20 protein-coding genes are annotated in these 22,122 nt (G+C 64.9%); 11 read left to right on the forward strand and 9 right to left on the reverse strand.

Annotation, left to right across the window (positions count from 1 at the left end; all coding sequences use genetic code 11):
* Positions 1-91 precede the first annotated feature (91 nt).
* The 4 genes from C7401_RS01065 to C7401_RS45440 all read right to left on the reverse strand — a co-directional run bounded on the left by C7401_RS01065 (position 92) and on the right by C7401_RS45440 (position 5,470).
* On the reverse strand, positions 92-1,237 hold the full coding sequence (locus C7401_RS01065) for a transporter substrate-binding domain-containing protein (RefSeq protein WP_112169405.1): 1,146 nt from the start codon (positions 1,235-1,237) through the stop codon (positions 92-94).
* A gap of 81 nt (positions 1,238-1,318) precedes the next feature.
* Positions 1,319-1,690 (reverse strand): response regulator transcription factor, encoded by a 372-nt coding sequence (locus C7401_RS01070; RefSeq protein ID WP_112169407.1) that lies wholly within the window; start codon positions 1,688-1,690, stop codon positions 1,319-1,321.
* 203 nt (positions 1,691-1,893) lie between these two features.
* Positions 1,894-3,807 (reverse strand): sensor histidine kinase, encoded by a 1,914-nt coding sequence (locus C7401_RS01075; protein WP_112169409.1) that lies wholly within the window; start codon positions 3,805-3,807, stop codon positions 1,894-1,896.
* 406 nt (positions 3,808-4,213) lie between these two features.
* Positions 4,214-5,470, reverse strand: a complete 1,257-nt coding sequence (locus C7401_RS45440; RefSeq protein ID WP_258396787.1) for a response regulator transcription factor — start codon at positions 5,468-5,470, stop codon at positions 4,214-4,216.
* Between the two features lie 195 nt (positions 5,471-5,665).
* On the opposite strand from C7401_RS45440, the gene C7401_RS01090 reads away from it, so the two are divergent.
* Positions 5,666-6,244, forward strand: a complete 579-nt coding sequence (locus tag C7401_RS01090; protein ID WP_112169415.1) for a hypothetical protein — start codon at positions 5,666-5,668, stop codon at positions 6,242-6,244.
* A gap of 194 nt (positions 6,245-6,438) precedes the next feature.
* Here C7401_RS01090 and C7401_RS01095 read toward each other — a convergent pair whose 3' ends face one another.
* Positions 6,439-7,467 carry a 3-hydroxybutyryl-CoA dehydrogenase gene (locus tag C7401_RS01095; RefSeq protein WP_112169418.1) on the reverse strand — a complete coding sequence of 343 codons (1,029 nt, stop codon included), beginning with the start codon at positions 7,465-7,467 and terminating at the stop codon, positions 6,439-6,441.
* Positions 7,464-8,567, reverse strand: a complete 1,104-nt coding sequence (locus C7401_RS01100; protein ID WP_112169420.1) for an NAD/NADP-dependent octopine/nopaline dehydrogenase family protein — start codon at positions 8,565-8,567, stop codon at positions 7,464-7,466. Before C7401_RS01100 ends, C7401_RS01095 begins: the two co-directional genes overlap by 4 nt.
* A gap of 226 nt (positions 8,568-8,793) precedes the next feature.
* On the opposite strand from C7401_RS01100, the gene C7401_RS01105 reads away from it, so the two are divergent.
* Together C7401_RS01105 and C7401_RS01110 are read left to right on the forward strand one after the other, a co-directional pair.
* Positions 8,794-9,786, forward strand: coding sequence for an AraC-like ligand-binding domain-containing protein (locus C7401_RS01105; protein ID WP_112169422.1), 993 nt, complete (start codon positions 8,794-8,796; stop codon positions 9,784-9,786).
* Entirely contained in the window at positions 9,783-10,808 is a 1,026-nt protein-coding gene (locus C7401_RS01110) for a LysR family transcriptional regulator (RefSeq protein WP_112169779.1), read from the forward strand. The genes C7401_RS01105 and C7401_RS01110 overlap by 4 nt, the downstream gene beginning before the upstream one ends.
* A gap of 76 nt (positions 10,809-10,884) precedes the next feature.
* On the opposite strand, the gene C7401_RS01115 is transcribed toward C7401_RS01110, so the two are convergent.
* Positions 10,885-11,979, reverse strand: coding sequence for a porin (locus tag C7401_RS01115; protein WP_112169425.1), 1,095 nt, complete (start codon positions 11,977-11,979; stop codon positions 10,885-10,887).
* Positions 11,980-12,320: 341 nt separating this feature from the next.
* Between C7401_RS01115 and C7401_RS01120 the strand changes: the two genes are divergently transcribed.
* Both C7401_RS01120 and C7401_RS01125 read left to right on the forward strand, forming a co-directional pair.
* Positions 12,321-13,751: a spinster family MFS transporter gene (locus tag C7401_RS01120; protein WP_112169427.1), complete on the forward strand. Its 1,431-nt coding sequence runs from the start codon at positions 12,321-12,323 to the stop codon at positions 13,749-13,751.
* A gap of 190 nt (positions 13,752-13,941) precedes the next feature.
* Complete coding sequence (locus C7401_RS01125) at positions 13,942-14,913, forward strand: PDR/VanB family oxidoreductase (protein WP_112169429.1); 972 nt, start codon at positions 13,942-13,944, stop codon at positions 14,911-14,913.
* A 24-nt stretch (positions 14,914-14,937) separates the two neighbouring features.
* On the opposite strand, the gene C7401_RS01130 is transcribed toward C7401_RS01125, so the two are convergent.
* Entirely contained in the window at positions 14,938-15,864 is a 927-nt protein-coding gene (locus C7401_RS01130) for a LysR family transcriptional regulator (protein ID WP_112169431.1), read from the reverse strand.
* Positions 15,865-16,017: 153 nt separating this feature from the next.
* Between C7401_RS01130 and C7401_RS01135 the strand changes: the two genes are divergently transcribed.
* The 3 genes from C7401_RS01135 to C7401_RS01145 are packed head-to-tail and all read left to right on the forward strand — an operon-like array spanning position 16,018 to position 18,230.
* Complete coding sequence (locus C7401_RS01135; RefSeq protein ID WP_112169433.1) at positions 16,018-17,295, forward strand: aromatic ring-hydroxylating oxygenase subunit alpha; 1,278 nt, start codon at positions 16,018-16,020, stop codon at positions 17,293-17,295.
* Positions 17,292-17,792: an aromatic-ring-hydroxylating dioxygenase subunit beta gene (locus tag C7401_RS01140; protein WP_112169435.1), complete on the forward strand. Its 501-nt coding sequence runs from the start codon at positions 17,292-17,294 to the stop codon at positions 17,790-17,792. Before C7401_RS01135 ends, C7401_RS01140 begins: the two co-directional genes overlap by 4 nt.
* A 51-nt stretch (positions 17,793-17,843) precedes the next feature.
* The gene (locus C7401_RS01145; protein WP_112169437.1) at positions 17,844-18,230 is read left to right on the forward strand and encodes a tautomerase family protein; all 387 of its coding nucleotides are present in this window, start codon (positions 17,844-17,846) and stop codon (positions 18,228-18,230) included.
* Positions 18,231-18,261: 31 nt separating this feature from the next.
* Here C7401_RS01145 and C7401_RS01150 read toward each other — a convergent pair whose 3' ends face one another.
* Positions 18,262-19,728, reverse strand: coding sequence for an ATP-binding protein (locus C7401_RS01150; RefSeq protein WP_112169440.1), 1,467 nt, complete (start codon positions 19,726-19,728; stop codon positions 18,262-18,264).
* A 239-nt stretch (positions 19,729-19,967) separates the two neighbouring features.
* Here C7401_RS01150 and C7401_RS01155 point away from each other — a divergent pair, with 239 nt between their 5' ends.
* From C7401_RS01155 to C7401_RS01165, 3 genes are read left to right on the forward strand one after another with little or no spacing between them, the layout of a single operon-like run.
* A complete protein-coding gene (locus tag C7401_RS01155; protein ID WP_112169442.1) occupies positions 19,968-21,161 on the forward strand; it encodes an acyl-CoA dehydrogenase family protein in 1,194 nt (397 codons plus the stop codon).
* Between the two features lie 34 nt (positions 21,162-21,195).
* Positions 21,196-21,582 carry a hypothetical protein gene (locus tag C7401_RS01160; RefSeq protein ID WP_112169444.1) on the forward strand — a complete coding sequence of 129 codons (387 nt, stop codon included), beginning with the start codon at positions 21,196-21,198 and terminating at the stop codon, positions 21,580-21,582.
* A 10-nt stretch (positions 21,583-21,592) separates the two neighbouring features.
* A complete protein-coding gene (locus C7401_RS01165; protein ID WP_112169780.1) occupies positions 21,593-22,111 on the forward strand; it encodes a nuclear transport factor 2 family protein in 519 nt (172 codons plus the stop codon).
* Positions 22,112-22,122: the final 11 nt, after the last annotated feature.

The raw sequence follows: 22,122 nt of genomic DNA on the forward strand, positions 1-22,122 counted from the left end.
CGCGAAACCATAGCTTCGCATGGTTCCCTGCCTTTCGCCTTACATCGAAGATTGGCTATCCACCTCGCAATGTCTGCAAATATTTCCGCGCCTATTTGCTCGACGCAAACCATTTTCTATAGATCTGTTCGTAAGTGCCGTCGTCATACATGGCCAGCAGCGCCTCGTTAATCGACTTTCGCACCTGACTACCGCCCGGCAGGGCAATGCCGTACTTCTCCGGCCGGAAAATCGGCCCCACTACGCTCACGTTATCTTGACCGAGCCGTGGCGCCCAGTACTGAAGCGTTGGCGCGTCGTAGACGATCGCTTGCACGTTGCCCTGCATGAGCAGCCGGAATCCCTCGTTGGCATTGTTCAGGCTCACGAACGGCAGGCCGCGCCCGGCGAGGTAGTCGGCGGCCGTCGTTCCCGGCACGGTGCCGATCGTTTTACCCGGCAGGTCGTCCGGCCCGCGTATGTTCGACTGGAGCCGCGCCACGGTTTGCGAGGACGTCACCGTGGCCGTCAACTGCGCGATCAGCACGACGCCGATCAGCCACATCGTCGGCACGAGCACACGTTTCCATACACCCGGCGCGTCGCGTTCGCCGTGCTCGCCGGTTGCGATGATGAGCATGGTCACCCATAGGCCCTCCCCGATGGCTCGCCAATAGGGCTTCTGGAAACTGCGATCGCTCTTGCGTTCCATTAACCAGACCAGATTGGCGAGCAGAAAAACAATGGCGGCCGCCACGCCCACGAACTCCGCGATGGCGAGCCACGGAACGGCCCCGATGCTGCCCACGAACGAATTGTCGTTCTGCGTGTGCACCATGATCTGCAAGCCGGAATCGAAATAGGGAATCGAGAAGTCCACCACGCGCTCCCGCTCGGGCGTCATGGTGATCGCCGCTATCGCGACATCGGCATTGCCGTGTTGCACGGCGGGCAGCAATTCGGCCTGCGTCGCCACGGGATACCACGCGAAGTCGCGATGCATACGGCGCGCGATCTCGTTCCAGATATCGATGCTGAAACCCTCGGGCACGGTGGTTTGCGGCAGCACGAAAGGCGCGACGGAGGCAATCGCGACATGCAAGGGGGGATGCGGGGCGGACTGCGGGGCAAGCTGCGTCGAACCGCTTGTTGCAGACGACGAAACGGCCGGCTCGTCGGCGCGGGCGCTCACGCCTGTGATGACCAATGCAAAGACAACGACGGCGGACAACAGCCGCCACGGAACTGACTTGCTCATCGCATCACTCCCAGGAGCCGGGCTCGTCGGTTTTCAGCTATCTGATTCGTACCGGAAACGGATATCCGCGAAGGCCAGCCGTCAGCCGCCTCGCTGCATCGCCTCGTTGACCGCGCCGAGCAATGTCGCGCCCAGAAACGGCTTCGTCAGCAGCGCGTGTTGCCCGGTCATCGCGACGGCCTGCCGCGTGGCGGGCTCGTCATGAGCGGTGATGAACACGGCGGGGGGCCGTGGTTGCCGCAGCGCCTCATAAAACGCCGGGCCCGATGCACCTGGAAGCTGAACGTCGACGATCAGGCAACGCGCCGACGAGGCGCAACCGGAAATCGCCATTTCCTCAGCACTTCGAAATGATCGCGTAGCGAATCCCGACAGGCGGAACAGGCGCTCGATGGCGCTGCGCAAGCCACTGTCGTCCTCGATAATCACGATCAGGTGTGGTTCTCCCTCCATGCCCCGCCCAGGTAGTCATTGATTCAGCGTCGAGTGGCGTCACCGCCTCGGCAGGCGCGCGACACGCCGTTTGTCCATCGTTGTCCAGAACGCGCGGCGCAACTATAGGGACTTGGGGCAACGCCCTTTCCCTTTCGGGCAATTCGCGGAAATTGCGGGCGGAAGACTCTTCCGATGGCCAATCGCGCCCGCGCGCGGCAAGCTCAGGTAGCGGCGCTTTGAGTCGCACCGGCGTTCGCCGGCGCATTTTCCTCACTCCCCGCACGCGTGCAGGGCAGCCACACGGTGAACTCCGTTCCGCCACCGTCGCACGCCGCTACGTCGATGCGCCCGTGATGCGCTTCGACGATCGAGCGGACAATGGACAGACCCAGTCCCATGCCATGCGGCTTGGTTGTATAGAACGGCTCGAACAGGCGCCGCACGCCGACGCCACCCAAGCCGCAGCCACGGTCGGCCACGACGAACGCCACGCCGTGCGAGACGCGTTTCGTGGCGATCGTGAGCACGCGGCTCGCGGGGTCGGTTTCGTGCATGGCGTCCATCGCATTGATCGCGAGATTGAGCACGACCTGCTGAAGCTGGACCGCGTCGCCCATGATCTGCGCGTCACCGGCCTCGAATTGCGTCTCCACGCCGATGTTGCGCCGTTTCGCTTCCGGGGCGATCAGCTTGAGCGCGCATTGCAGCGCGCCGTCCAGCGGCTGCGGCTGAAATGCGATGCCCTGTTTTTGCAGCAGGCTGCGCAGGCGTTGCACCACGTCATTGGCCCGCAATGCGTCGCGCTTCACGTCCGAGAGAATTTCCTCCAGTTCCGTGCCATCGACATGCGAGGCCTTGATGAGCAATTCCGCGGCGTCCGCATTGCTCAGGATCGCGCCAAGCGGCTGGCCCACTTCATGCGCGATCGACGCGCTCAATTCACCCACCGTCGCAAAGCGCGCGGCGCGTGCGAGCTCGCCGCGCCGCTCGGTGGCGTCGGCTTCGGCGAGCCGCCGGTTGCGGCGCTGCGCCAGCAAGGCGACGATCGTGACGGTCTGGGCGAGCAGCACCGCCAGCGCGGCCAGCACCACGCCGCGATACTCGCGGAAAATCGACCGTGGAAAATCGATCAACCGGCAATCGGCCGGCAACGCCGACATCGAAAGGCCATAGCGCTCCAGTTGCGTCACGTTTGCCGTGCAGCGCGCGGGTAGCGCCGCGAACGTCAGCCCGTCCATGCGGCCGCGATTGCGCAGGATCGACAGCGCCGCCTCCCCGGTCAGGCGCCCATTCTCCTCGAAGTCATACATGGCGCCCGCGGTCACGCCGCCATCCAGATACGTCGAATACCACGCGTAAATCGGCGCGCGCGAAGCAGCCACCATGCCCGGCACGAGTTGATAGGGAAAAAACCGATGGCCCTCGCGGTCGCGATACATCGTCGTGTAGACCACGGCCGAGCGGTTGTCGAGCTGCGAGAGCCGCTGCTCGATCTCGTGGATGGACAGGCCGCGCCAGATATCGACCGACGACCACCGGCGGCCGCGCGTAGCCGCGGCCTCGACCACGCGGTCGATGAACGAATAGTCCGTGTCGCTCGTGCCCCCTACCACCACGAGCCGATTGGCGTCCGGTTGCAGCGCCTCGGCAATGGCCAGCGTCTTTGCAACGTCGATGGGAAACGGCACGCGCGCAAAGCCGGCGGGCAGCGGGTTCTGCTCGAACCATTTTTCCGGCACGCTGGTGAGCAGTACGGGCGCGCCGGGCCAGAGTTGCGCATGGTATTTCAACGCGAAATCGGCGGCGTGGTTGCCTATGCCCACCACCAGATCGACGCGCTGATCCGCATACTTCTTCTTCATCAACGCAAGGAATTCGGGCGTGAGATCCTCTGCGCCGAAACGAAAGCCGTCGAGCGCGTCGAGAAAGACCTCCGCGCCGTGCGGCATGGACGTTTCCAGCAGGCTTCTGATCGCTCTGATCTGCACCAGCGCAGCGGGCTGAATGGGGTCGGTGCCGGTGAGGATCACCACGCGCACCGGCTCCGCCGCTAGCGCGGCCGTCGAGGCAACGAGCAGGAACGCCGCCATGACGACGGCCATCCCGTAGCGGAGCACGGCGAGCACGCCATGCATCGGATCGCCGCAGACAGCAGTCGATCGGTCTCCAGGCTCGGCGCGCAGCAAAGCATGTATCTCCTCTTCAGACCAAACGCGGAATGCACGACTGAATCGCTCCAACGCTTTGTCTCTAATATTGGTTATTTGCGAAACACCGGCTGCGTGGATTTCACGCTTCGCCAATTCAATCCGGCTGCGGGAATCAGGTTAGCAGAAAGGTACGTGCGCCGGGTTGCCTTGCGCGCTTTAAACACCAGACATGAATGAGCGGAATATCGTGATTCTTTCGATGAATGCTGCGAACGCAAATCGGCGTATCGGATTCAAATGAATGCAAATCACCTGACATCGCCGTCACCAGGCAAAACCGGGCGGCGCATGGATTCGATTGCGAACAAGTCATAGCGGCCGCGCACGCGCGCTACGCCGCCAGTAACAGCCCTTGAGCGCAGCACAACAGTTCCGCGAGCGAATCCGCGCCGAACTTGCGCATGAGATCCGCGCGGCAGCTTTTGATCGTGCGCTCGGACAGCCCCAGTTCCGCAGCGATCTGCTTGTTGCGCAAGCCCGCCACGATGCCCCTCAACACGGTGCGCTCGCGATCGCCGAGCTTGACCCCGCGCGTGGGCGCGGGTTGCGCTTGCGGTTCTTCCACACCCTGATGGAGCGCGGCTTCCAGCGCATCCAGCAGGGTTTGCCGCTCGAACGGCTTGACGAGGAAATCCACGGCGCCGGCCTTCATGGCCTGCACGGTCCTGGGGACGTCGCTATACGCGCTCATGAACACGACCGGCAGCGTGCGCGGCTGGCGCCGCAGCGCCTGCTGAAGGTCCAGACCGCTCGGGCCGCCCAGTTCCAGATCGACCAGCAGGCAGCCGTCCCATTCTTCGGGTTCGCTCACGAGAAACTCCCCGGCCGAAGCGTAGTCCCGGACCGAATAACCCGCGCATTTAAGGAGCCGTTTTAGCGCCAACCGCATCGATTCATCGTCTTCGACAACATGAATCATTTTCGTCGAATCGCTATTCACAATTTCGCTCCAATTCCGGTAGTCAACCCGCATGCAATGGGTTATAGCAATTTCCCGGGCAGCCTGTTTTCTGACTGCGCCGAAACAAGGGAAAAAGCGGTTTTTCCTACGCAGCGCGCATAGCGCATAGCGAATAGCGCGGCAAATGAAATGGAGAATGCGCGAACGCGATTGCAAACATTGCGCGGCAGCGGCGCGGATTGCCCTTAAGGGCAACATCGTTGCCCCGTCTACCGATGGCGAATCCGGATCGCCGCTCCGATACTGAATGCCGGCAAGCGGCTGACGGGCGCGCCATGCCTGTGCGCCGCTCTCGCTCGACGTTTGCGCCCACACAGACCCACGCCCCGACTGATCATGGTCCATTCCGCACCGGCAGCGAGCAACGACGCGCGTGACACCGCTTTGCCCGCCATGCACCGCATTCCCGGCGGCCCCTTCCTCGTGGTCTCCAATCATCACGATCCGGAGGAAGCCCCTGCGCACACGGTGCGTTCGGGAATCGCCGCTCGCGGCGGCCTGGAGGGCGCGAAGTTCGTCCGGAGCGACTAACTTGCGCCGCACGGCACGCAGATGGCCAATACGCGGCCAGGCGAGTTTCCGTGGCAAAACCTGCGGGAATGGACAAGCGACCGGCACCAGAACCACGGACCGTATCCGCGGCCACGCAGGTCATTAGCAGTCCGAATAGAGAGGGGATCCTGCCGAAATGGCATCTCGCTGACTGGGTTGGGATTGCCGTGGCCGCGCTCGGCGCATTTGCGCTCGGGTCGCTCGTGCTAGACTGAGCGATTCCTTCGGGCGCCACATTGCATTGCGCCTCGAATCATCCGGACACGCCGCGTGACTGACATTTCGCTTGCAATCGTCTCGGCCACCCTGGCGGCCTTTGCGGCGACGAACATGGATTCCGCCGCGCTCATGCTGGCGTTCTCCGCAGACGCGCGTCCATTCAAGCTGTTTGTGGCTTTCGTCGCAACGGGCGCCGCCGTGGTGGCGGCAAGCCTGCTTATCGGCCTCGCGGCCAGTTCGGTGGCGATCCCTTCGAGATACTTCGGGGTCGTGCCGTTGTCGATCGGACTCGTTCAACTCGCACAGGGCACGAAGCGGCGCACCGCGCAAACACAGCCGCAGGCACAGCCACAAGCGCAGCCCGTCGTTCTCCCCACGCTCTCGATGGGTGTGATGATTTCGGCATTTCTTTCGGTCAGCACCGACAACCTGTTGATCTTCTCCGCGATGCTCGCGAGACATGGCGCGGGCGTCGCGCCCTGGACAAGCGCGCTGCTGGTCGTGCTCTATGTGCTGATGGGACTGCTGGGCGCCTGGGCCGGAAGCAAGCTTGTCAGCCTGAACGCGAGATTTCGCTCATTGGCGCCCGCCGTCACCGCCTGCGTTGGATTGACCACGCTTCTCGCGTAGCGTCACGCTCACACCGCAACCGTCGCCTCCGCCCTGTCCGTTCTGATAGGTGCGCATCGCAACGGTGCGCGTTACAGTGGGACTTGAGGGTGGTCTCCGGGCCCTCTGTGCATGTCTCCTCAGCTCTGAAACCCGCCTTGTGCGGGTTCTTTTTTTGTCCGCCCACACCGCCGGCCGGCGATGCATGGCGGCGATCATCCCCGGGATGGACTTTCGCAAGCCGCCTCGTTTGCCGAGTGATAACGCGGGGCGAGTTCCAGATGCTCCAGCAGTCGCCCAAATTCGCCGAGCCGACGCTTCACGTAGGCGGGCACCTCGACGTCCGCGTAATCGTAGAAGCCCTGGCCGTCGCGAAGGCCGTCGCGCCCTTCCTCCATATGGCGGGCGACGATGGCGGCCGGTTCGAAGCGCGCATCGATTTCCTTCGCAAGGTAGCGCGACGCGTAATAGAGAATGTCGCAACCGCCCCAGTCGATAAACTCAAGCAAGCCGAGAACCGAAAAGCGCAGGCCAAAGCCCGTGCGCACGGCTGTGTCGATGTCCTGCGCGCTCGCCACGCCCTCCTCCACCATGCGCGCCGCCTCGTTCATGACGAGCGCCTGGAGGCGCGGCACGATGTAGCCCGCCGACGGCGCGCACTCCACGGGCACCTTGCCGACGCGCCGCAGCAGGTCCTTGAGCCGCGCGACAACCGCTTCGTCGGTGGCGTCGCTGCGGCTGATCTCCACGAGCGGCATCAAATGCGCGGGGTTGAGCCAGTGCGCATTGACGAGGCGCGGCGCATGCGTGACCATCCTTTGCAGATCGGTGACAAGGAACGTCGATGTCGTGGACGCGATCGTCGCCCCGCTGCCCACGTGCGCGCATAGCCACGCAAACGCCGCCTCCTTGGCCGCCATCACTTCGGGCACGGCCTCAAACACGACCTCGCAGGCGGCCAGTGCCGCCGCCCCGCCCGCGCGATCGAGCACGTCGACGCGTGCAAGCGCTTCACCGGCCTGGCGCGCATCGATGCGCCCGAAGTCGACCTGGGTCTGCAAGTGCCGCCCGATTTCGCCCAGCGCCGCCGCCGCGAATTCCGCGCGCGCAAGTGCGTCGCGCTCCTTGAAGTCGATGAGCGTCACGCGCAGTCCCGCGAACGCGAACGCCAGGGCGATGCCTTGCCCCATGCGCCCCGCGCCGAGCACGTGGATATGCTTGATTGCGCCGGCGTCTTGCGTCATGCGAGCCCCCGCGTGAGCAGTTCGCGCATGGCCTCGCGCGAGAGCGAAGCCAGCCCGAGGTTTTCCAGCGTGCGCCCCTCGCCGTACAAGTCTCGCTCCGACACCGCGCTCGCAATGCTCAGGAGTCCTTGCGCCACCGGCGTCGGCACACCGGCCCAGCGCCCGGCCGATACGATGAAGGAAAGACCGAGGCGCGTGTCTTCGAGCATATAGCGATGCGTCTTCAAGTCGATCTTCTCGCGCCAGTCGCCGCTGTCCGTGAGCTTGCCGTGCGCGCCGCGTCCATACATCCACTCGTCGCCTTCGCTCGCGTAGTGATCGGCCAGCGGAAAATGCGGCGCGCCGTAGCCAAGCGCCTCGCGCACCGCCACGCGCTCCGCGTCCAGCGCATTGGTCACGCGCCGAATCGACGACTGCGTGCCTTCGTTGTGAATGTCCCACGCCTCGAAATGCTCCAGCGGCCCCGCGTTCATCATGATGAGCGGCGGATGGATCACCGGACCGGCATTCATGAGCGCGCCGCTCAGCGCGTCCTCCAGAGGCTCGACGCTCGGGTAGCCCTCCTTGAGCACGGAAAACGCCCACTCGGCCGATTCTGCCGGGAATACGCCCGTGGGCAGGCGCGTGGCATACGCGCTGATCACCACGTCGTTCTCGCCGTGGCGACGCACGAGATACGGCAGCGTGCCCGTTTCCGCGAACGCCACGCGCGCGTGGTTGCCGGCGTCGGCCATCGCCTTCGCAAACACGTAGCTGCCGAACGTGCCCGGCGGCAGATAGACCACCTGCCCGTTCGCGAGATGCGGCGCGAGTTGGGCCGCAAGCGATTCGTGCGTGGTAGAGGGCAGCGGAATCACGATCAGTTGCGCCTCTCGCACCGCGCCGGCGAGATCGTCGACCAGCCGGATCGCGCCGCGCGCGTCGCCCACCGGCACGCGGCGCTTGCCGCGCCAGTCCTTCACGTTCAGCTCGCCCAGTGCGCGCAAGCGCGCGCTTTGCGCCGCGTCGCGCCGCCACCATGTCACGTCGTGGCCCTTTTCGAGCATGTCGATCGCCGCCGCAAAGCATCCGTGCCCGCCACCCAGTACGCTGACCTTCATTGTTCGCCTCCATGTGCAATACCGTCGAGCGTAAAGGCGCGGGCCGTCCCTCGCGCTTCAACACGCGCAAGCGCTGTTCAACTCCGGCAACACAATTGCGGCAAGCATGCGGGCGGCGCGTCGCGTACGAGGGTGGTATGAGGGTGAATCCGTTCTTGCGCAGACTTATTGACCATCGGATCATAGGCGCCGAGGCTCTCTGCCGTCACTTCGAGGCCATTGAACGATGGACATTGCGATTCCCCGCAAACACAGCAACCGGCTCGGCGCAACGCGTGCGCGCGAGGACGTCGAACGCGAAGTGGCCAAGCTGCTTTGCGAGCACCGCATGGAAGTGTCAGGCCGCGAGCCGCTGAACGCCGAACTGTATGGCGTCGCGATGCATCGTGCGAGCCTGCTGGAACTCTGCTATGGGCGAGAAACACATATCGACGCGGGCGAACTCGACGGCCATTACCTCTTTCGCGCGACGCTCGCGGGGCGCTCCGAACTGCAATCGGGCAACGAGCGCGTGTCGCTCTCGGCAGGCAGCCTGAGCGTGTCGTCGCCATCGCGCAAGAGCCGCATCAGCACCGATACCGCGTGCCGCAGCCTGCTGCTGCGCGTGGATCGCGCCGCGCTCGAAATCAAGCTCGCCGACATGCTGCAAAGCTCGCTGCGCCGCCCGCTCGTGTTCGACCTCGAAATCGGCCGCACCCATAGCGGGGCCGCCGCATTCCATTCCACGCTGCGCTATTTGTGCAGCCTGTGCGAGCAGATCGAGGCGAGCGCGCGCGACAGCCTGCTCGGCCCCGAACTCACGCAGTGGCTCGCCACGCTGCTGCTCACGCAGTTGCCGCATTCGTACAGCGAAACGCTCGCGCGCGGCGCGAAGCCGCCGCTGCCCGCGCATGTGAAGCGCGCGCGCGAGTATATCGACGCGCATCTGGGCGAACCGCTCGCCGTCGCCACGCTCGCGCAAGCGGCGGGCGTTTCGCCGCGCACGCTGCAAAACGGCTTCAGCCAGTTTCTCGACCAGTCGCCCGCCGACTATATTCGCGAGCGGCGCATCGAAGCCGTGCATCGCGCGCTGAAAGCGGACCCCGAGCGCAGCGTGACCGACGTGCTGCTGGAACATGGCGTGCACAGCTTCGGCCACTTCGCGAAAGCGTATGCGCGCCGCTACGGCTATCCGCCTTCGGCCACCGCACGATGCGGCGCGCGACGAGCGCTTTCATGAGCCATTCCGGCGATTACGCAGCGCCGCCAGGCGACGAACCCGCCGACGCGCTGCGCGTGCAGGATCTCGACCTGAACCTGCTCAAGACGTTCAACGCGGTGTATGCCGAAAAGCACGTTGGCCGCGCGGCGCTGCGCCTTGGCATCACGCAGCCTTCGGTGAGCCATGCGCTGGGCCGCCTGCGCCTCCTGTTTCACGACGCCCTCTTCGTGCGCACGGGCGGCGGTGTCGAACCCACGCCGCGCGCGCAACGCCTCGCGGCCTCGATCGATCGCGCGCTCGCCATTCTGCAAGCCGTGCTCGACGAAGGCGCGCAGTTCTCGCCCGCCACGTCGCGCCGCACCTTCCGGCTGCACATGAGCGATTTCGCGGAAAGCGCGTTCCTGCCCACCTTGATGCGCGAACTCGACGAACGCGCGCCAGGCGTCGTGATCGAAACGCTGCATATCGAAGAGAACCAGTTCAACGTGGCCGTGGAATCGGGCCGCGTGGACTTCGCCATGGGCCATTTTCCCCACGCGTTCACGCATTTCCATCGCAGCGAGTTGCTCCAGGAGCGCTACGTCCTGATGATGGCGCGCCGCGTGGCCGAGCAGCACGGGCTGGACGATCACTTCGTGCTGGACGGCGCGGCGCCGGCGGCGTTGCAGTTCATCGCCGTGAGTTCTCACCCGCAAGCGGCGGCCCTGCTGGAGCAGCACGGCCTCGCTGCGCGCGTGCGCGTTGCCGTGCCGAACTTCATGGTCGTGCCCGCCATTCTGTATCGCTGCGACTATGCGCTGATCCTGCCGAGAACCGTTGCGCGCGCATTCGCTCCGCTCGGGGAGATGGCGGCCTTCGAAATCGCCGACGCGGCCACCTGGCCCGTCAACGCCTACTGGCATCGGCGCTTCGACGCCGACCCCGGCCACCGCTGGCTGCGCGCGCTCCTGATGGAGCTTTTCCGCATCGGCACACGCGAGCCTTATGAGAGCTGGCTCGCGATCCCGCCCAATCTGAAGCCGCCCGCGTTGATCGCTTGAATCAGCGCTTGAACCCACACTTGAACCCGCGCGTGAATTAGCGCTTGAATCAGCGGGCAAAAGCGATCTCACCGTTTTAGAACGACGTGAGCACGCCCGCCACGATCGAGCTTGCGGTGGCGCCCGGCTTGCCGACCGGCACGGCGCCGCCGCCCGCGCCATTGATCGAAAACGCGGCGTGCTCGCCGTTGTGAACCATGGCCGCGCCCGTGTAGAGCACCGTGCGCTTCGAGAGCGGATAGTCGAGGCGCAGCCCGTACGAGTCGGCGTTGCCCGCGCTGTCCGCGATCTTGTGATAGTGGCCGTAGCTCACGAGCAGCGACGCCTTGCCGATGGGCACGGTCGCGTTGAATTCGAAGAAGTCGTTGTGCGGGTTCGAATAGGCGCTCGCGACCGCGGTGCTCACGTCAGGCCCGCCGCGATGCCGCAAATAAATGAACGCGGGCTTGACGAAGCCAAAATCATAGGAGATCGCGCCGAGCGCGTAATTGCCGGTGCCGGTGGGGCTCGTCGCCGAGAGCGCGGCGGCCGTTGCCGTGCTGAACTTCTGCTGCATGTAATCGACGTCGATCGAGAGCGGCCCGTTCGCGTAGTTGATGCCCGCGCCGTAGGTGTCGCCGAGCGTGGAAGGCACATTGCCCGCGCCATTGGCCCCGCGCGAGGCGGTGGCGCGCAGCAAGAAGCCCGCGACACGCGGCGACGTGTAGCGCAGCGTGTTGCTCGTGCGCAGGAACCACGGCTGCACGAAATTGTTCGACGCATTGCCCCACGCGAGACCCGCGCCGTAGCCCGGCAAGCTGTAGGTCACGAACGAGGTGTGCAGGATCGTGTAGGTTTCACCGGCCTGCAACCCGCCGAACGGCCCCGTCAATCCGACCCAGGCCTCGCGGCCAAAAAGCGAGCCGTTGCCGCTGATCGCCCCCGTGGCGGAGTTGAAACCATTCTCGAGCTTGAAGATCGCGGCATAGCCGCCGCCGAGGTCCTCGACGCCTTTCAAGCCCCATTGCGTTGCGAACAGATTGCCCGTACCCATGCGCACCACGTGGTTAGGCCCGAAATTCGCGTATTCGATCGACGTGTCGATACGGCCGTAGAGCGTGAGGCTCGATTGCGCGAAAGCGGGCGCCGCCGCCATGCCCATGAGTGAAATACACCACTTCCAGTTGGTCATTCTTTTCGTCCCCGCGATAAAGATGAAGAATCGGGGCGAGTCTAGAAAGGCCAATATGGAACGTCGATCAAAGCGGCCATATATCACTTATAGATGCAATTCATGAGCACCGCGCCATGCGGCGCATGCGGGCCCAAGCCCCTGTAAATACACGATTTTCCAGGCGCCTCCTGGTAATTTCTTTAGCCCGGTCGGTAATTGCGAGCAGACGCATGGGAAATGTGCGCCTATGTCTGTGAAATTTGTTTGCGTACGCTGGTCCACCTGTGTCCATTCGCGAGAGACGGAATGGCGCACGCGGCCACGCGCTCACAACACGATCGACATATCGGAGAACCGGAATGAACCCCACCCCAGGCAGGACGGCTCGCGCCACGCCAGCGAGCGAGAAAAGCACCAGGCGTTACACGTATGAGTGGTACGTTGTGCTGATCTGCATGCTTGCCTATGTCTTTTCATTCGTCGATCGCCAGGTGCTGGCGCTCATGATCGAGCCGATCAAGCGCGACCTGCACCTCACCGACACGCAGTTCAGCCTCGTGCACGGCTTCGCGTTCTCGCTGTTCTACGCGGTGATGGGCATCCCGCTCGCGTATCTCGCCGACCGCTACGCGCGCCCGCGCATCATCGCCACGGGCATCGCACTCTGGAGCGTCGCCACGGCCGCCTGTGGCGTGAGCCAGAATTTCCTGCACATGTTCCTCGCCCGCATGAGCGTGGGCGTGGGCGAAGCCTCGCTCTCGCCGGGCACCTATTCGATGCTCGCCGACTTCTTTCCCAAGGAGAAGCTCGGCCGCGCCGCGGGCGTGTATTCGCTCGGCTCGTTCATTGGCGGCGGCATTGCGTTCCTGATCGGCGGCTATGTGATCGCGCTGCTCAAGCAGGCTTCGATGGTCACGCTGCCCATTGTCGGCTCGGTGCATGCCTGGCAGGTGACGTTCTTTATCGTCGGCCTGCCAGGCTTGCTCGTGGGTCTCCTCTTTATCCTCACGGTGCGCGATCCGCAGCGCAAAGGCCTCGTGCAGGACGCAAACGGCCAGGCGCGGCGCGTCTCGCTCGCCGACTCGGCGCGCTTCATTCGTTCGCATGGCAAAACGTTTTTCTGCCACTACGTGGGCTTCTCGTTCTACGCGATGACGCTGTTCTGCCTCATGAGCTGGACCCCGGCGTTCTATATCCGGCGCTTCGGCATGTCGCCGGTGGAAGCGGGCTACACGCTCGGCACGATCCTGCTCGTCGCGAACACGACCGGCGTTTTCTGCGGCGGCTGGCTCAACGACTGGCTGCTGCGCCGCGGCCGCACCGACGGCCCCATGCTCGCGGGCTGCATCGGCGCGGCGGCCATGCTGCTGCCCGCCGCGGCGTTCACCCAGGTGGACAGCCTCGCCGGCTCGCTCACGCTGCTCGTGATCGCGATGTTCTTCGCCTCGTTCCCGATGCCGACCTCCACCGCCGCGATGCAAACCCTCGCACCCAACCAGATGCGCGCGCAAATCTCCGCCGTGTTCCTGCTCATCTCGAACCTGATCGGCCTTGGCATCGGCACCACGCTCGTCGCGCTGCTGACCGACAAGGTGTTCGGCTCGCCACTCGCCGTCGGCCACTCCATGTCGATCGTGAGCCTCGTCGCGGCGCTGCTCGCGGCCGTGCTGCTCGGGTTCGGCTGCCGCCCGTTCCGCCTGAGCATCGAGCGCGAGCAGTCGCAGGGCGAAAGCGCCGCCGTGGACGCCCAAAGCGCCGTGGCAGCGCCGCTGAGCGCCACGCGCGCCTGATCGAGCCCGGGCCTCCCGTCGCCCGCATTATCAATGGCATTTATCCGGGAGGCCATTTTTTATCGATTTGCCGGATCGACCGGGCCGCCGTATGCTCGGTCCAACCGCTCGCGCCTCGCGCGCGATCGTTCCAGTTCCATCCAGTTCCTTATAGTGCGGCATCCCGCCGTTTCAGCGATCGGGCCTCATCATGCAAGCCAACACATTCAAGGTCCGCGTAGACGCCATGCGCGACGAAGCCAGCGGCATTCGCTCATTCAGCATTTCGCGGCTCGACGGCAAGCCGTTCGACGCCTACGAGCCGGGCGCGCATATCGACGTCACGGCGCCTTCCGGTGTCACGCGCCAGTATTCGCTGTGCGGCGACCCCGACGAGCGCGCCGCACAGATCTTCGCCGTGAAGCGTGAAAACGCGTCGCGCGGCGGCTCCCGTTCGCTGCACGACGACGTGTCGATCGGCACCGAGCTTTCGGTGGGTGCGCCGCGCAACCTGTTCCAGCTGGCGCCGATGGCGCAGCGCCATGTGCTCATTGGCGCGGGCATCGGCATTACCCCGCTGCTTTCGATGGCGTACCGCCTCATCAAGCTCGACGCTCCGTTCGAACTGCACTACTTCGCACGCGGCGAGGAACACGCGGCATTCCTGCCGCTGCTCGCGCGCGCGCCGTTTGCGGATTACGTGAAGCTGCATTTCGGCGTGGAGCCCGATGCGCTGGACGGCGCACTCGTGTCGTGCCTCGCCAGCGCCGAGCCGGGCACGCACGTTTATACCTGCGGGCCTTCGGCGTTCATGGAGCGCGTGGTCGGCACGGCCGCCACGCGTCTGCCTGAAGACGCGATCCACCTCGAACGTTTCGCGGCCGAACCCGCCGCGCCCGAAAGCGGCGCGGCGCTCGAAGCATTCGACGTGCAGGTGGCAAGCACGGGCCAGACGGTGCGCGTAGAAAAGAACACGTCGATAGTCGATGCGCTGGCAACGATCGGCATCGAAGTCGATACGTCGTGCGGCGAAGGCGTATGCGGCACCTGCATGGTCGACGTGGTGACGGGCGAGCCCGAGCATCGCGACCATTGTTTGAGCAAGGCCGAGCGCGCGAGCAACAAGGTGATCTGCTGCTGCATCTCGCGCTCGCGCTCGCCGGTGCTCGTGCTGGATATCTAGAAGGGCGCGCGCACGCCGCTACGATCAGGGGCGCGCCGCGTCGAAGCGCGCCATGATGCCTTGAATGAGTTCGCGCATCCACGCAATGCCTTCGTCCTCGTGGAAATGCTCGTGCCAGTGCATCGTCACGGCCGCCACGGGCACCTTCACCGGCAATGCGTAAATCTGGAAGCGTCCGTCCGGATTGAAGAGGTGCGCGAGTCTGCGCGGTAACGTCGCGTACAGATCCGTTACCGCCAGCACGCCCGGCAGCGCCACGAAGTGCGGCAATTCGAGCGCGATATTGCGGCCCACGCCCTGCGAGCGCAGCGCGTCGTCCAGCGCGTGGTGACTGTGCTCGACCGACCTCACCTGCACATGCGAAGCCTCGACGAACTGCGCGAGGCTGAGCGCATCGCCGCGCGGCAAACCACGCCGGCGCCGCGTCATGCACACATACGTTTCCTCGAAGAGCAACTGATGACGCGTACGCGAAGTCAGCTCAGGCAGGTTGCCGATCGCGAAGTCGAGCCGACTCGCGCGCAGCGCGTCCTCGATCTCCTCCACGGGCAGCGGCTCCACACATACCTTGATTTGCGGCGCTTCACGATGCAGCGCCTCGCAAATCGGCGGCAGATACGCCATTTCCCCCGCGTCCGAAAGCGAAAGTCTGAACGTGCGCGTGCTCACCGCCGGATCGAAGCGCTCGGCATAGCGCAGCGCTTCGCGCACGGTGTCGAGCGCGCGCCCGACGATCGTGGCCAGCTCCAGCGCGACCGGCGTGGGCTGCATGCCCGCGCGCGTACGGATGAATAGCGGGTCGTCGAACAGCGCGCGCAGGCGCGACAGCGAATAGCTGATGGCGGGCTGCGAAAGCGCGAGGCGCTCGCCCGCCTTCGTGAGGCTGCGCTCCTCGACGATCGCGTGAAAAACCCGCAGCAGATTGAGATCGACCTGATCGAGTGAAGGCATGGTTTTATCAGCCGTATTTATGTGAGGTTCAATTTTAGATCGATTTGACGTATGGAGCACCGCAGACGAGACTTCAATCAACGCGCGGGCGGCAAACGAGCCGCGCTTCAATAACCTCGCGAGACATCGCGACCACCCCGATACTCCGACACCATGAGCGATACCTGGCAGACCATCGACACGAGTACGCTGCGCGGCCGCGTAGAGACGGACCGCATCGCGCCTTCGCTGTACTACGATCCGGCGCTGTTCGAAGCGGAACTCGAACGCATTTTCTACAAGACGTGGATCTGGGTCGCGCACGAAAGCGAACTGCCCAACGCGGGCGACTTCCGCACCACCACCATCGGCCGCCAGCCCGTGATCGTCGTGCGCGACAAGACGGGCACGGTGAACGTGCTGCAAAACCGCTGCCGCCATCGCGGCGCGACCGTGTGCGAGGAGCACAAGGGCAACGCCAAGGGTTTCACGTGCCCCTACCATAGCTGGTCGTACGCGCTCGACGGCACGCTGCGCGCGCTGCCCTATGGCGACGGCTACGAAGGCGTGTGCGAAAAGGGCGACCTGCCGCTCGAAAAGCTGCGCGTGGGCATTTATCAAGGCCTGATTTTCGCGAGCTTCAACCCGGAAATCGAACCGCTCGAAGACTTCCTCGGCGGCGCGAAGCCGTGGATCGACCTCTTTATGAAGCAGGGCGCGGGCTACCCCGTGAAGGCCAACGGCGAGCACAAGTTCAAGTTCAAGGGCAACTGGAAAATCCAGCTCGAAAACACCACCGACCTCTATCACTTCCCCGTCGTGCACAAGTCGTGGATGAAGTCGATCGACGACGAAACGGCCGCCGCCATCACGAGCTTCATGACGAGCGATCAGGCCTTCTGCCGCTCGCTTGGCAACGGCCACAGTCTCGCCGTGCTCGTGCCCGAACTCGTGGACCTCGACGAGGACGACGGCGCGCCGCTGCCCGAGCGCTTCCAGGAACTGGCCTCACAACTCGCCGAACGCCATACGCCCGAAGAAGTGCGCCGCATCGTGCGCTCCCTCATGGGCGTGGGCTTCAACCTGAACCTGTTCCCGAACCTCGCGCTTTCGATGGCGTTCTTCCGCGTGCTGCGCCCGATTTCCGCCGAGGAAACCGAAATCCGCCACGTGGCGCTCGCCATGGACGGCGGCCCCGAGGAAGCCAACCGCGTGCGCCTGCGTATTCACGAGCATTTCCAGGGCCCGTTCGGCTTTGGCAGCCCTGACGACGCCGAAGCCTGGGAGCGCGTGCAACGCGGCTCGCACGCCGGACCCAACATTCCAATTCTCGTGAATCGCGGTCTGAACCGCGAAACGACGGCCGCGAACGGAGAAAAGACCGCGCACGCCACCGACGAAACCGGCATGCGCGAAGCGTATGCGCAGTGGCGCGCCATGATGGAGGCATGATGGACGATCGAAACGTACTCAACTCGCAAGAGACCTTTACGCGCGCCGTGCAGTTCATCTGGCGCGAAGCCGAGATGCTGGACCGCCGTGAATACAGCGCATGGCTCGACCTGTGGGACCCGCAGGGTTACTACGTCGTGCCAATCGATCCGCACACGACCGACTTCGCCGCCACGCTGAACTACGCGTACGACGACCAGCACATGCGCGAAATGCGCGTGCAGCGCATGACCTCGGGCTATTCGGCATCGGCAAGCGACGCGGCGCGCACGGTGCGCACGGTCTCGCGCTTCACGCTGTCGAGCGACGCGGCCGACACCGTGGAAGTGAAGTCGGCGCAGGTCATCGTCGCGTACAAGCGCGGCGCGAACACGATTTTCGCGGCCGACCTCACGCACCGCATCAGCTTCGCGAGCGGCGAGCCCAGGCTGCTGCAAAAGGTGATCCGCCTGATCGATTCGACCGAAGCGCTGAGCGCCATCGGCTTCCTGCTCTAACAAGACAGGGGCGCGCGGCCGGTCTTGCGCGCCCCGCTTCCATTCGAATTCATGCCTACACTCGAAGTCTATTTGCCCGCGGGCCACGAAGAAGCCCGCAAGGCCGCGCTGATCGGGCGGCTCACGGAGGCCACCGTCGAAGCGATCGGCGCGCCCGCCGAAGCCGTGCGCATTCTGCTGAGCGAGCTGGCCGACACGCATTACGGCATTGGCGGCAAGCGCGCCGCGGACGGCGCGCCGCCCGCGTTGCCGGTCATCGTCGCGATCTTGATCGCGGGACGCACGCTCGAACAGAAAGCCGCACTGATCGATGCGCTTGCAACCACCAGCGCCGACGTGCTCGACTCGCCGCTCGACGCCACGCGCGTCATCATCAAGGACATACCGAATACCGACTTCGGCCTTGGCGGCAAAACGGCGCGCTCGCTCGGGCGCTAACGTTACGAATTGAGACGTTAAAGCCGGGCCATCAGTTGAGCGGCAACGCAAACCGGCATTCGAGCCCGCCGCCGGGGCCGGGTTGCGCCCAGATCGTGCCGCCGTGCCGCGTGACGATGTTCTTGCACAGCGACAGGCCAATGCCGTTGCCGCCCGCCTTCGACGACGAAAAGCCGTCGAACAGCCGCCCGTGCGCGTCGGCGGGCACGCCGGGACCGTTGTCGATCACGCTCACGATTGCCTTGCCGTCTTGTTGCTCGCACGCAAGCGTCAGATCGCGCCGGTCCGCGTCCACGTCCGCCAATGCGTCGATCGCGTTGAACGCGAGATTCAGCACCACCTGGCCGATCAAAACACGTTCGCACAACACGGGCAGCACCGCCTTGGGTTGCACGATATGCACTCGTACCCCCGCATCGCGCGCGCGCAGTTCGATGAAGTACGCCACGTCCGCGAGAATGTCGCGCAAGTCCGAACGGACCTCGGTCGGCTCGCGCTTCACGATATATTCGCGCACGCTCTTGATGATGAGCGCCGCATGCTCCGCCTGGCGGTCGGCGCTGCGCAGGCCCCAGATCGCGTCCTCAACCGGCCCCGCCTGTTCGAGCCGCCGGATCGCACCTTCGATGAAGTTGCGCACGGCAGCGAGCGGCTGGCTCAACTCGTGCGCAATGGCCGTCGCCATCTCGCCCATGGCGTTGTAACGCCCCGCGTATTCGAGCATGCGCGCTTCGGTGCGGCGCGCTTCCTCGATGCTGACTTCGTCGGAGATGTCGCGAAAGTGAATCAGCAGACCATCGAAATCGTCCTCGATCACGAGCCGCCGGCACGTGAGGCGCAGCCAGCAGCCGCTGCCGTCGCGCCGGATCATGCGGTAGCGTTGCGGCTCGGAGGGGTGCTGGAGCGGGGCGTCGTCGAGTTGTTCGGCAAGGCGTTCGCGGTCATGCTCGCCGCAGTAGTCGAACACCGCGCCCGGCGCCTGGCCCTCGGCAAGCCCGAGCAAACGCCGCCCCGAATCGCTGATGAATTCCACCTCGCCGTGATGCGTGAGCACCGCAACGCCTTCGCTCAGGTCCTGCATGAATTCGCGCAATCGCGTTTCATAGCGCCGCAATTCCTGGCGCACGGCCTCTTCCGCACTGATGTCGCGAAACTGCACCATCACGACAGCGCGCTCCTTGAGCGGCACATAGGTCGCGATGGCCTCGGAGAGCATGTCCTGCCCCGTGCGCGATCGATAACACCATTCGTAGCCCTGCGGCCCTTCGGTGATCGAACGGTCCATCGCCGCCACGGCGATTTCGCGCGCGTACTTCGGCTCGGGGCGCGTCATGTGGCGCGCCTTCAGCGGCAGCAATTCCTCCACGGAAAAGCCGAGCGCGATGCATGCGGCGCGATTGGCCCAGACAATCGCTTTCGTGCTCGCGTCGTGCAGCAGCACGCACATCGTCAAGGCGTCGAGCAGGCGTCGGAAGTCGTCGTCGGTGGGGTACGTCATGATCGTGAGGTGAACGGCATGCCGCCTGGTGGTCCCCAGACGATACCATCCGGGCCGCGCGCGGGGAATCTGAAGATTTCTTTAGGCGCGCGGGGAACGCTACTTAAAAATGCGTGCGGCGTCCCAATTGATGACCCCTTTTTGCCTTTCTAGACTGAGTTCCAGGCTACACGCGCACCGAAACACGTACCGAACACCGGCCCCACAACCTGGCGGCCCAGGAACTCAGGAGGAACATCATGGCATCCGTTGCGACCGCCCTCGCATCCCACAGCGACAACCGTGCGCATGACCGCTTCGCGCAACCGGCCGACACCCTCTCGCTCGACGAAGTCATCGACGTGGTCGCCGCCCGCCGCGACGAATTCGACCGGCTTTCGCACGTACCGCGCGACGTCATCGACCTCTTCAAGCGCGCGGGCATCTATCGCGCGGGCACGCCGAAGCGCTTTGGCGGCGACGCGCGCGCGCCCGGCGAATTCCTCGAAATGATCGAGCGCATTGCCGTGGCCGACGGTTCCGCCGCGTGGGTCGCGAGCTTCGGCTCGGCCAACGTGTACCTGGCCGCGTTGCCGCTCGAAACGCAGGCGCACATCTACGCAAACGGCCCCGATCAAGTGTTCGCGGGCGGACTGTTCCCGGTGCAATCGGTGCAGGCCGTCGCCGGCGGCTGGCGTGTGAACGGCACGTGGAAGTTCGCGAGCGGCTGCAAGGGCGCCAACTGGCTCGGCGTGGGCATCAGCACCGGTAACGGCGGCAGCGGCGCAAACAAGCCGCGCACGGCCGTGTTCCGCCCCGAGCAGGTGGAGATCGTCGAGAACTGGAACGTGGTCGGCATGCAGGGCACGGGCAGTCACGACCTGCGCGTGACCGACCAGATCGTCACCGACGACTGGACCTTCGTGCGCGGCGGCGAACCCTGCGTGGACGAACCGCTCTATCGCTACCCGACCGTCGCCTACGCGGCCCAGGTGCTCGCCGTCGTGAACCTCGGCCTCGCACGCGCCGCGCTCGACGTCGCCAACCACATGTCGGGCGGCCGCCGCACGACGACCGGCGCGCCCCAACTCGCCGACCGCGCGTACTATCGCATCGAGCTAGCGAAGGCGGAAGCGCAGCTTCGTTCGGCGCGCGCCTTCTTCTACGAAACGACGGACAGCGTCTGGCAGTCGATCCTCGCGGGCCATCCCGTCACGCCCGACCAGGTCAGCCTGCTTCGGCTTGCCGCGACGCAGATCGCGCGCGAAGGCGCCGACGTCGTGAATCGCGCTTATCGCCTTGGCGGCACCATGGCGATCTACAAGACGCACCCCTTGCAGCGTTTGCTGCGCGACTCGATGGTGGTCACGCAGCACGCATTCCTCGGCGAAGGCAACTTCGACGGCGCGGGCGCCGTATTCGTCGGCGTACCGCCGATTCCGGGCTATCTGTAACCGCAAACCTCACATATCGAAAGGAATCATTCAAATGTCCGAAACAACCGCTCCCGTGCCCCTGCGCGTGCTCTTTTGCTGCGGCGTGACGCAAAACTTCTTCGACCTGCCGCGCGAGAAGATCGGCGAAGTCTGGCAGGCGTACGGCAAGATGCTCGCCGCCGTCGAAGCGATGGACGGCGTGAAGGTGCTCGGCGTCATGGACGACGACCGCCTCGTGGTGGGCCAGTCGGACGGCGCGCCGTGGACCTTCTACATCATGGCCGATGTGGCGAATTTCGACACCGCCGTGGCCGTGTGCAATCTCTATCGCACGACGCCGGTGGGCGAATACAACCTGTGGCGCTACGGCAAGATCGAGGCGCGCGTGGGTCGCGCGCTGACTGTGCCGCCTGCGGTGCCGCCCGCCGCCACCGCTTGAGCCCATGGCGATGACCTCAGACGCTGAACGCAGGATCGCCGCGCTCGAAGCGCGCCTCACCGCACTTGAAGGCGCCAGCGCCGCGCGCAAAACCATGGCGCGCTATATGGCGCTGTGCGACGTGCCGAGCGGCGCGCTCGACGGCGAATCGCTCGCGCGCCTCTTCACGGCCGACGCGGTGTGGGAAGGCATCGGCCCGCAATATACGAGCAAATTCGGCCGTATCGAGGGGCGCGAAGCGATGGTCGCGATGCTGGCGCGTTACTTGCCGCCCGAACCACATTTCGCGACCAACGTGCACTTCCTCACGTCCGAGAGCATCGACATGGTGTCGCCCGGCCGTGCAAAGGGACGCTGGATCATGTTGCAAGCCTCGGGCTACGAGGGGGATCGTGCGGAGTTGATCGGCGCGCGCCTCGAAGTGGACTTCGTGAGCGCGCCCGACGCCTCGACCTGGCTCATCGCGCACTTTCGCACCGAGCGTCTTTTCGATGCGCCGTGGCGTGTCTCGCCGCGCCCTGCATCCTGACCCATCGTCCC

Source organism: Paraburkholderia unamae, from assembly GCF_003268775.1.
GTDB classification, from domain to species: Bacteria; Pseudomonadota; Gammaproteobacteria; order Burkholderiales; family Burkholderiaceae; genus Paraburkholderia; species Paraburkholderia unamae.

Bases quoted from the DNA above. Each gene is read 5' to 3' on its own strand.
- C7401_RS01070 (WP_112169407.1), bottom strand. From the start codon at position 1,690: ATGGAGGGAGAACCACACCTGATCGTGATTATCGAGGACGACAGTGGC.
- C7401_RS01130 (WP_112169431.1), bottom strand. From the start codon at position 15,864: ATGCCTTCACTCGATCAGGTCGATCTCAATCTGCTGCGGGTTTTTCAC.
- C7401_RS01140 (WP_112169435.1), top strand. From the start codon at position 17,292: ATGATGGACGATCGAAACGTACTCAACTCGCAAGAGACCTTTACGCGC.
- C7401_RS01150 (WP_112169440.1), bottom strand. From the start codon at position 19,728: ATGACGTACCCCACCGACGACGACTTCCGACGCCTGCTCGACGCCTTG.
- C7401_RS01105 (WP_112169422.1), top strand. From the start codon at position 8,794: ATGGACATTGCGATTCCCCGCAAACACAGCAACCGGCTCGGCGCAACG.
- C7401_RS01110 (WP_112169779.1), top strand. From the start codon at position 9,783: ATGAGCCATTCCGGCGATTACGCAGCGCCGCCAGGCGACGAACCCGCC.
- C7401_RS01095 (WP_112169418.1), bottom strand. From the start codon at position 7,467: ATGACGCAAGACGCCGGCGCAATCAAGCATATCCACGTGCTCGGCGCG.
- C7401_RS01155 (WP_112169442.1), top strand. From the start codon at position 19,968: ATGGCATCCGTTGCGACCGCCCTCGCATCCCACAGCGACAACCGTGCG.
- C7401_RS01125 (WP_112169429.1), top strand. From the start codon at position 13,942: ATGCAAGCCAACACATTCAAGGTCCGCGTAGACGCCATGCGCGACGAA.
- C7401_RS01115 (WP_112169425.1), bottom strand. From the start codon at position 11,979: ATGACCAACTGGAAGTGGTGTATTTCACTCATGGGCATGGCGGCGGCG.
- C7401_RS01065 (WP_112169405.1), bottom strand. From the start codon at position 1,237: ATGAGCAAGTCAGTTCCGTGGCGGCTGTTGTCCGCCGTCGTTGTCTTT.
- C7401_RS01100 (WP_112169420.1), bottom strand. From the start codon at position 8,567: ATGAAGGTCAGCGTACTGGGTGGCGGGCACGGATGCTTTGCGGCGGCG.
- C7401_RS01145 (WP_112169437.1), top strand. From the start codon at position 17,844: ATGCCTACACTCGAAGTCTATTTGCCCGCGGGCCACGAAGAAGCCCGC.
- C7401_RS01135 (WP_112169433.1), top strand. From the start codon at position 16,018: ATGAGCGATACCTGGCAGACCATCGACACGAGTACGCTGCGCGGCCGC.
- C7401_RS01120 (WP_112169427.1), top strand. From the start codon at position 12,321: ATGAACCCCACCCCAGGCAGGACGGCTCGCGCCACGCCAGCGAGCGAG.
- C7401_RS01160 (WP_112169444.1), top strand. From the start codon at position 21,196: ATGTCCGAAACAACCGCTCCCGTGCCCCTGCGCGTGCTCTTTTGCTGC.
- C7401_RS01165 (WP_112169780.1), top strand. From the start codon at position 21,593: ATGACCTCAGACGCTGAACGCAGGATCGCCGCGCTCGAAGCGCGCCTC.
- C7401_RS01075 (WP_112169409.1), bottom strand. From the start codon at position 3,807: ATGCATGGCGTGCTCGCCGTGCTCCGCTACGGGATGGCCGTCGTCATG.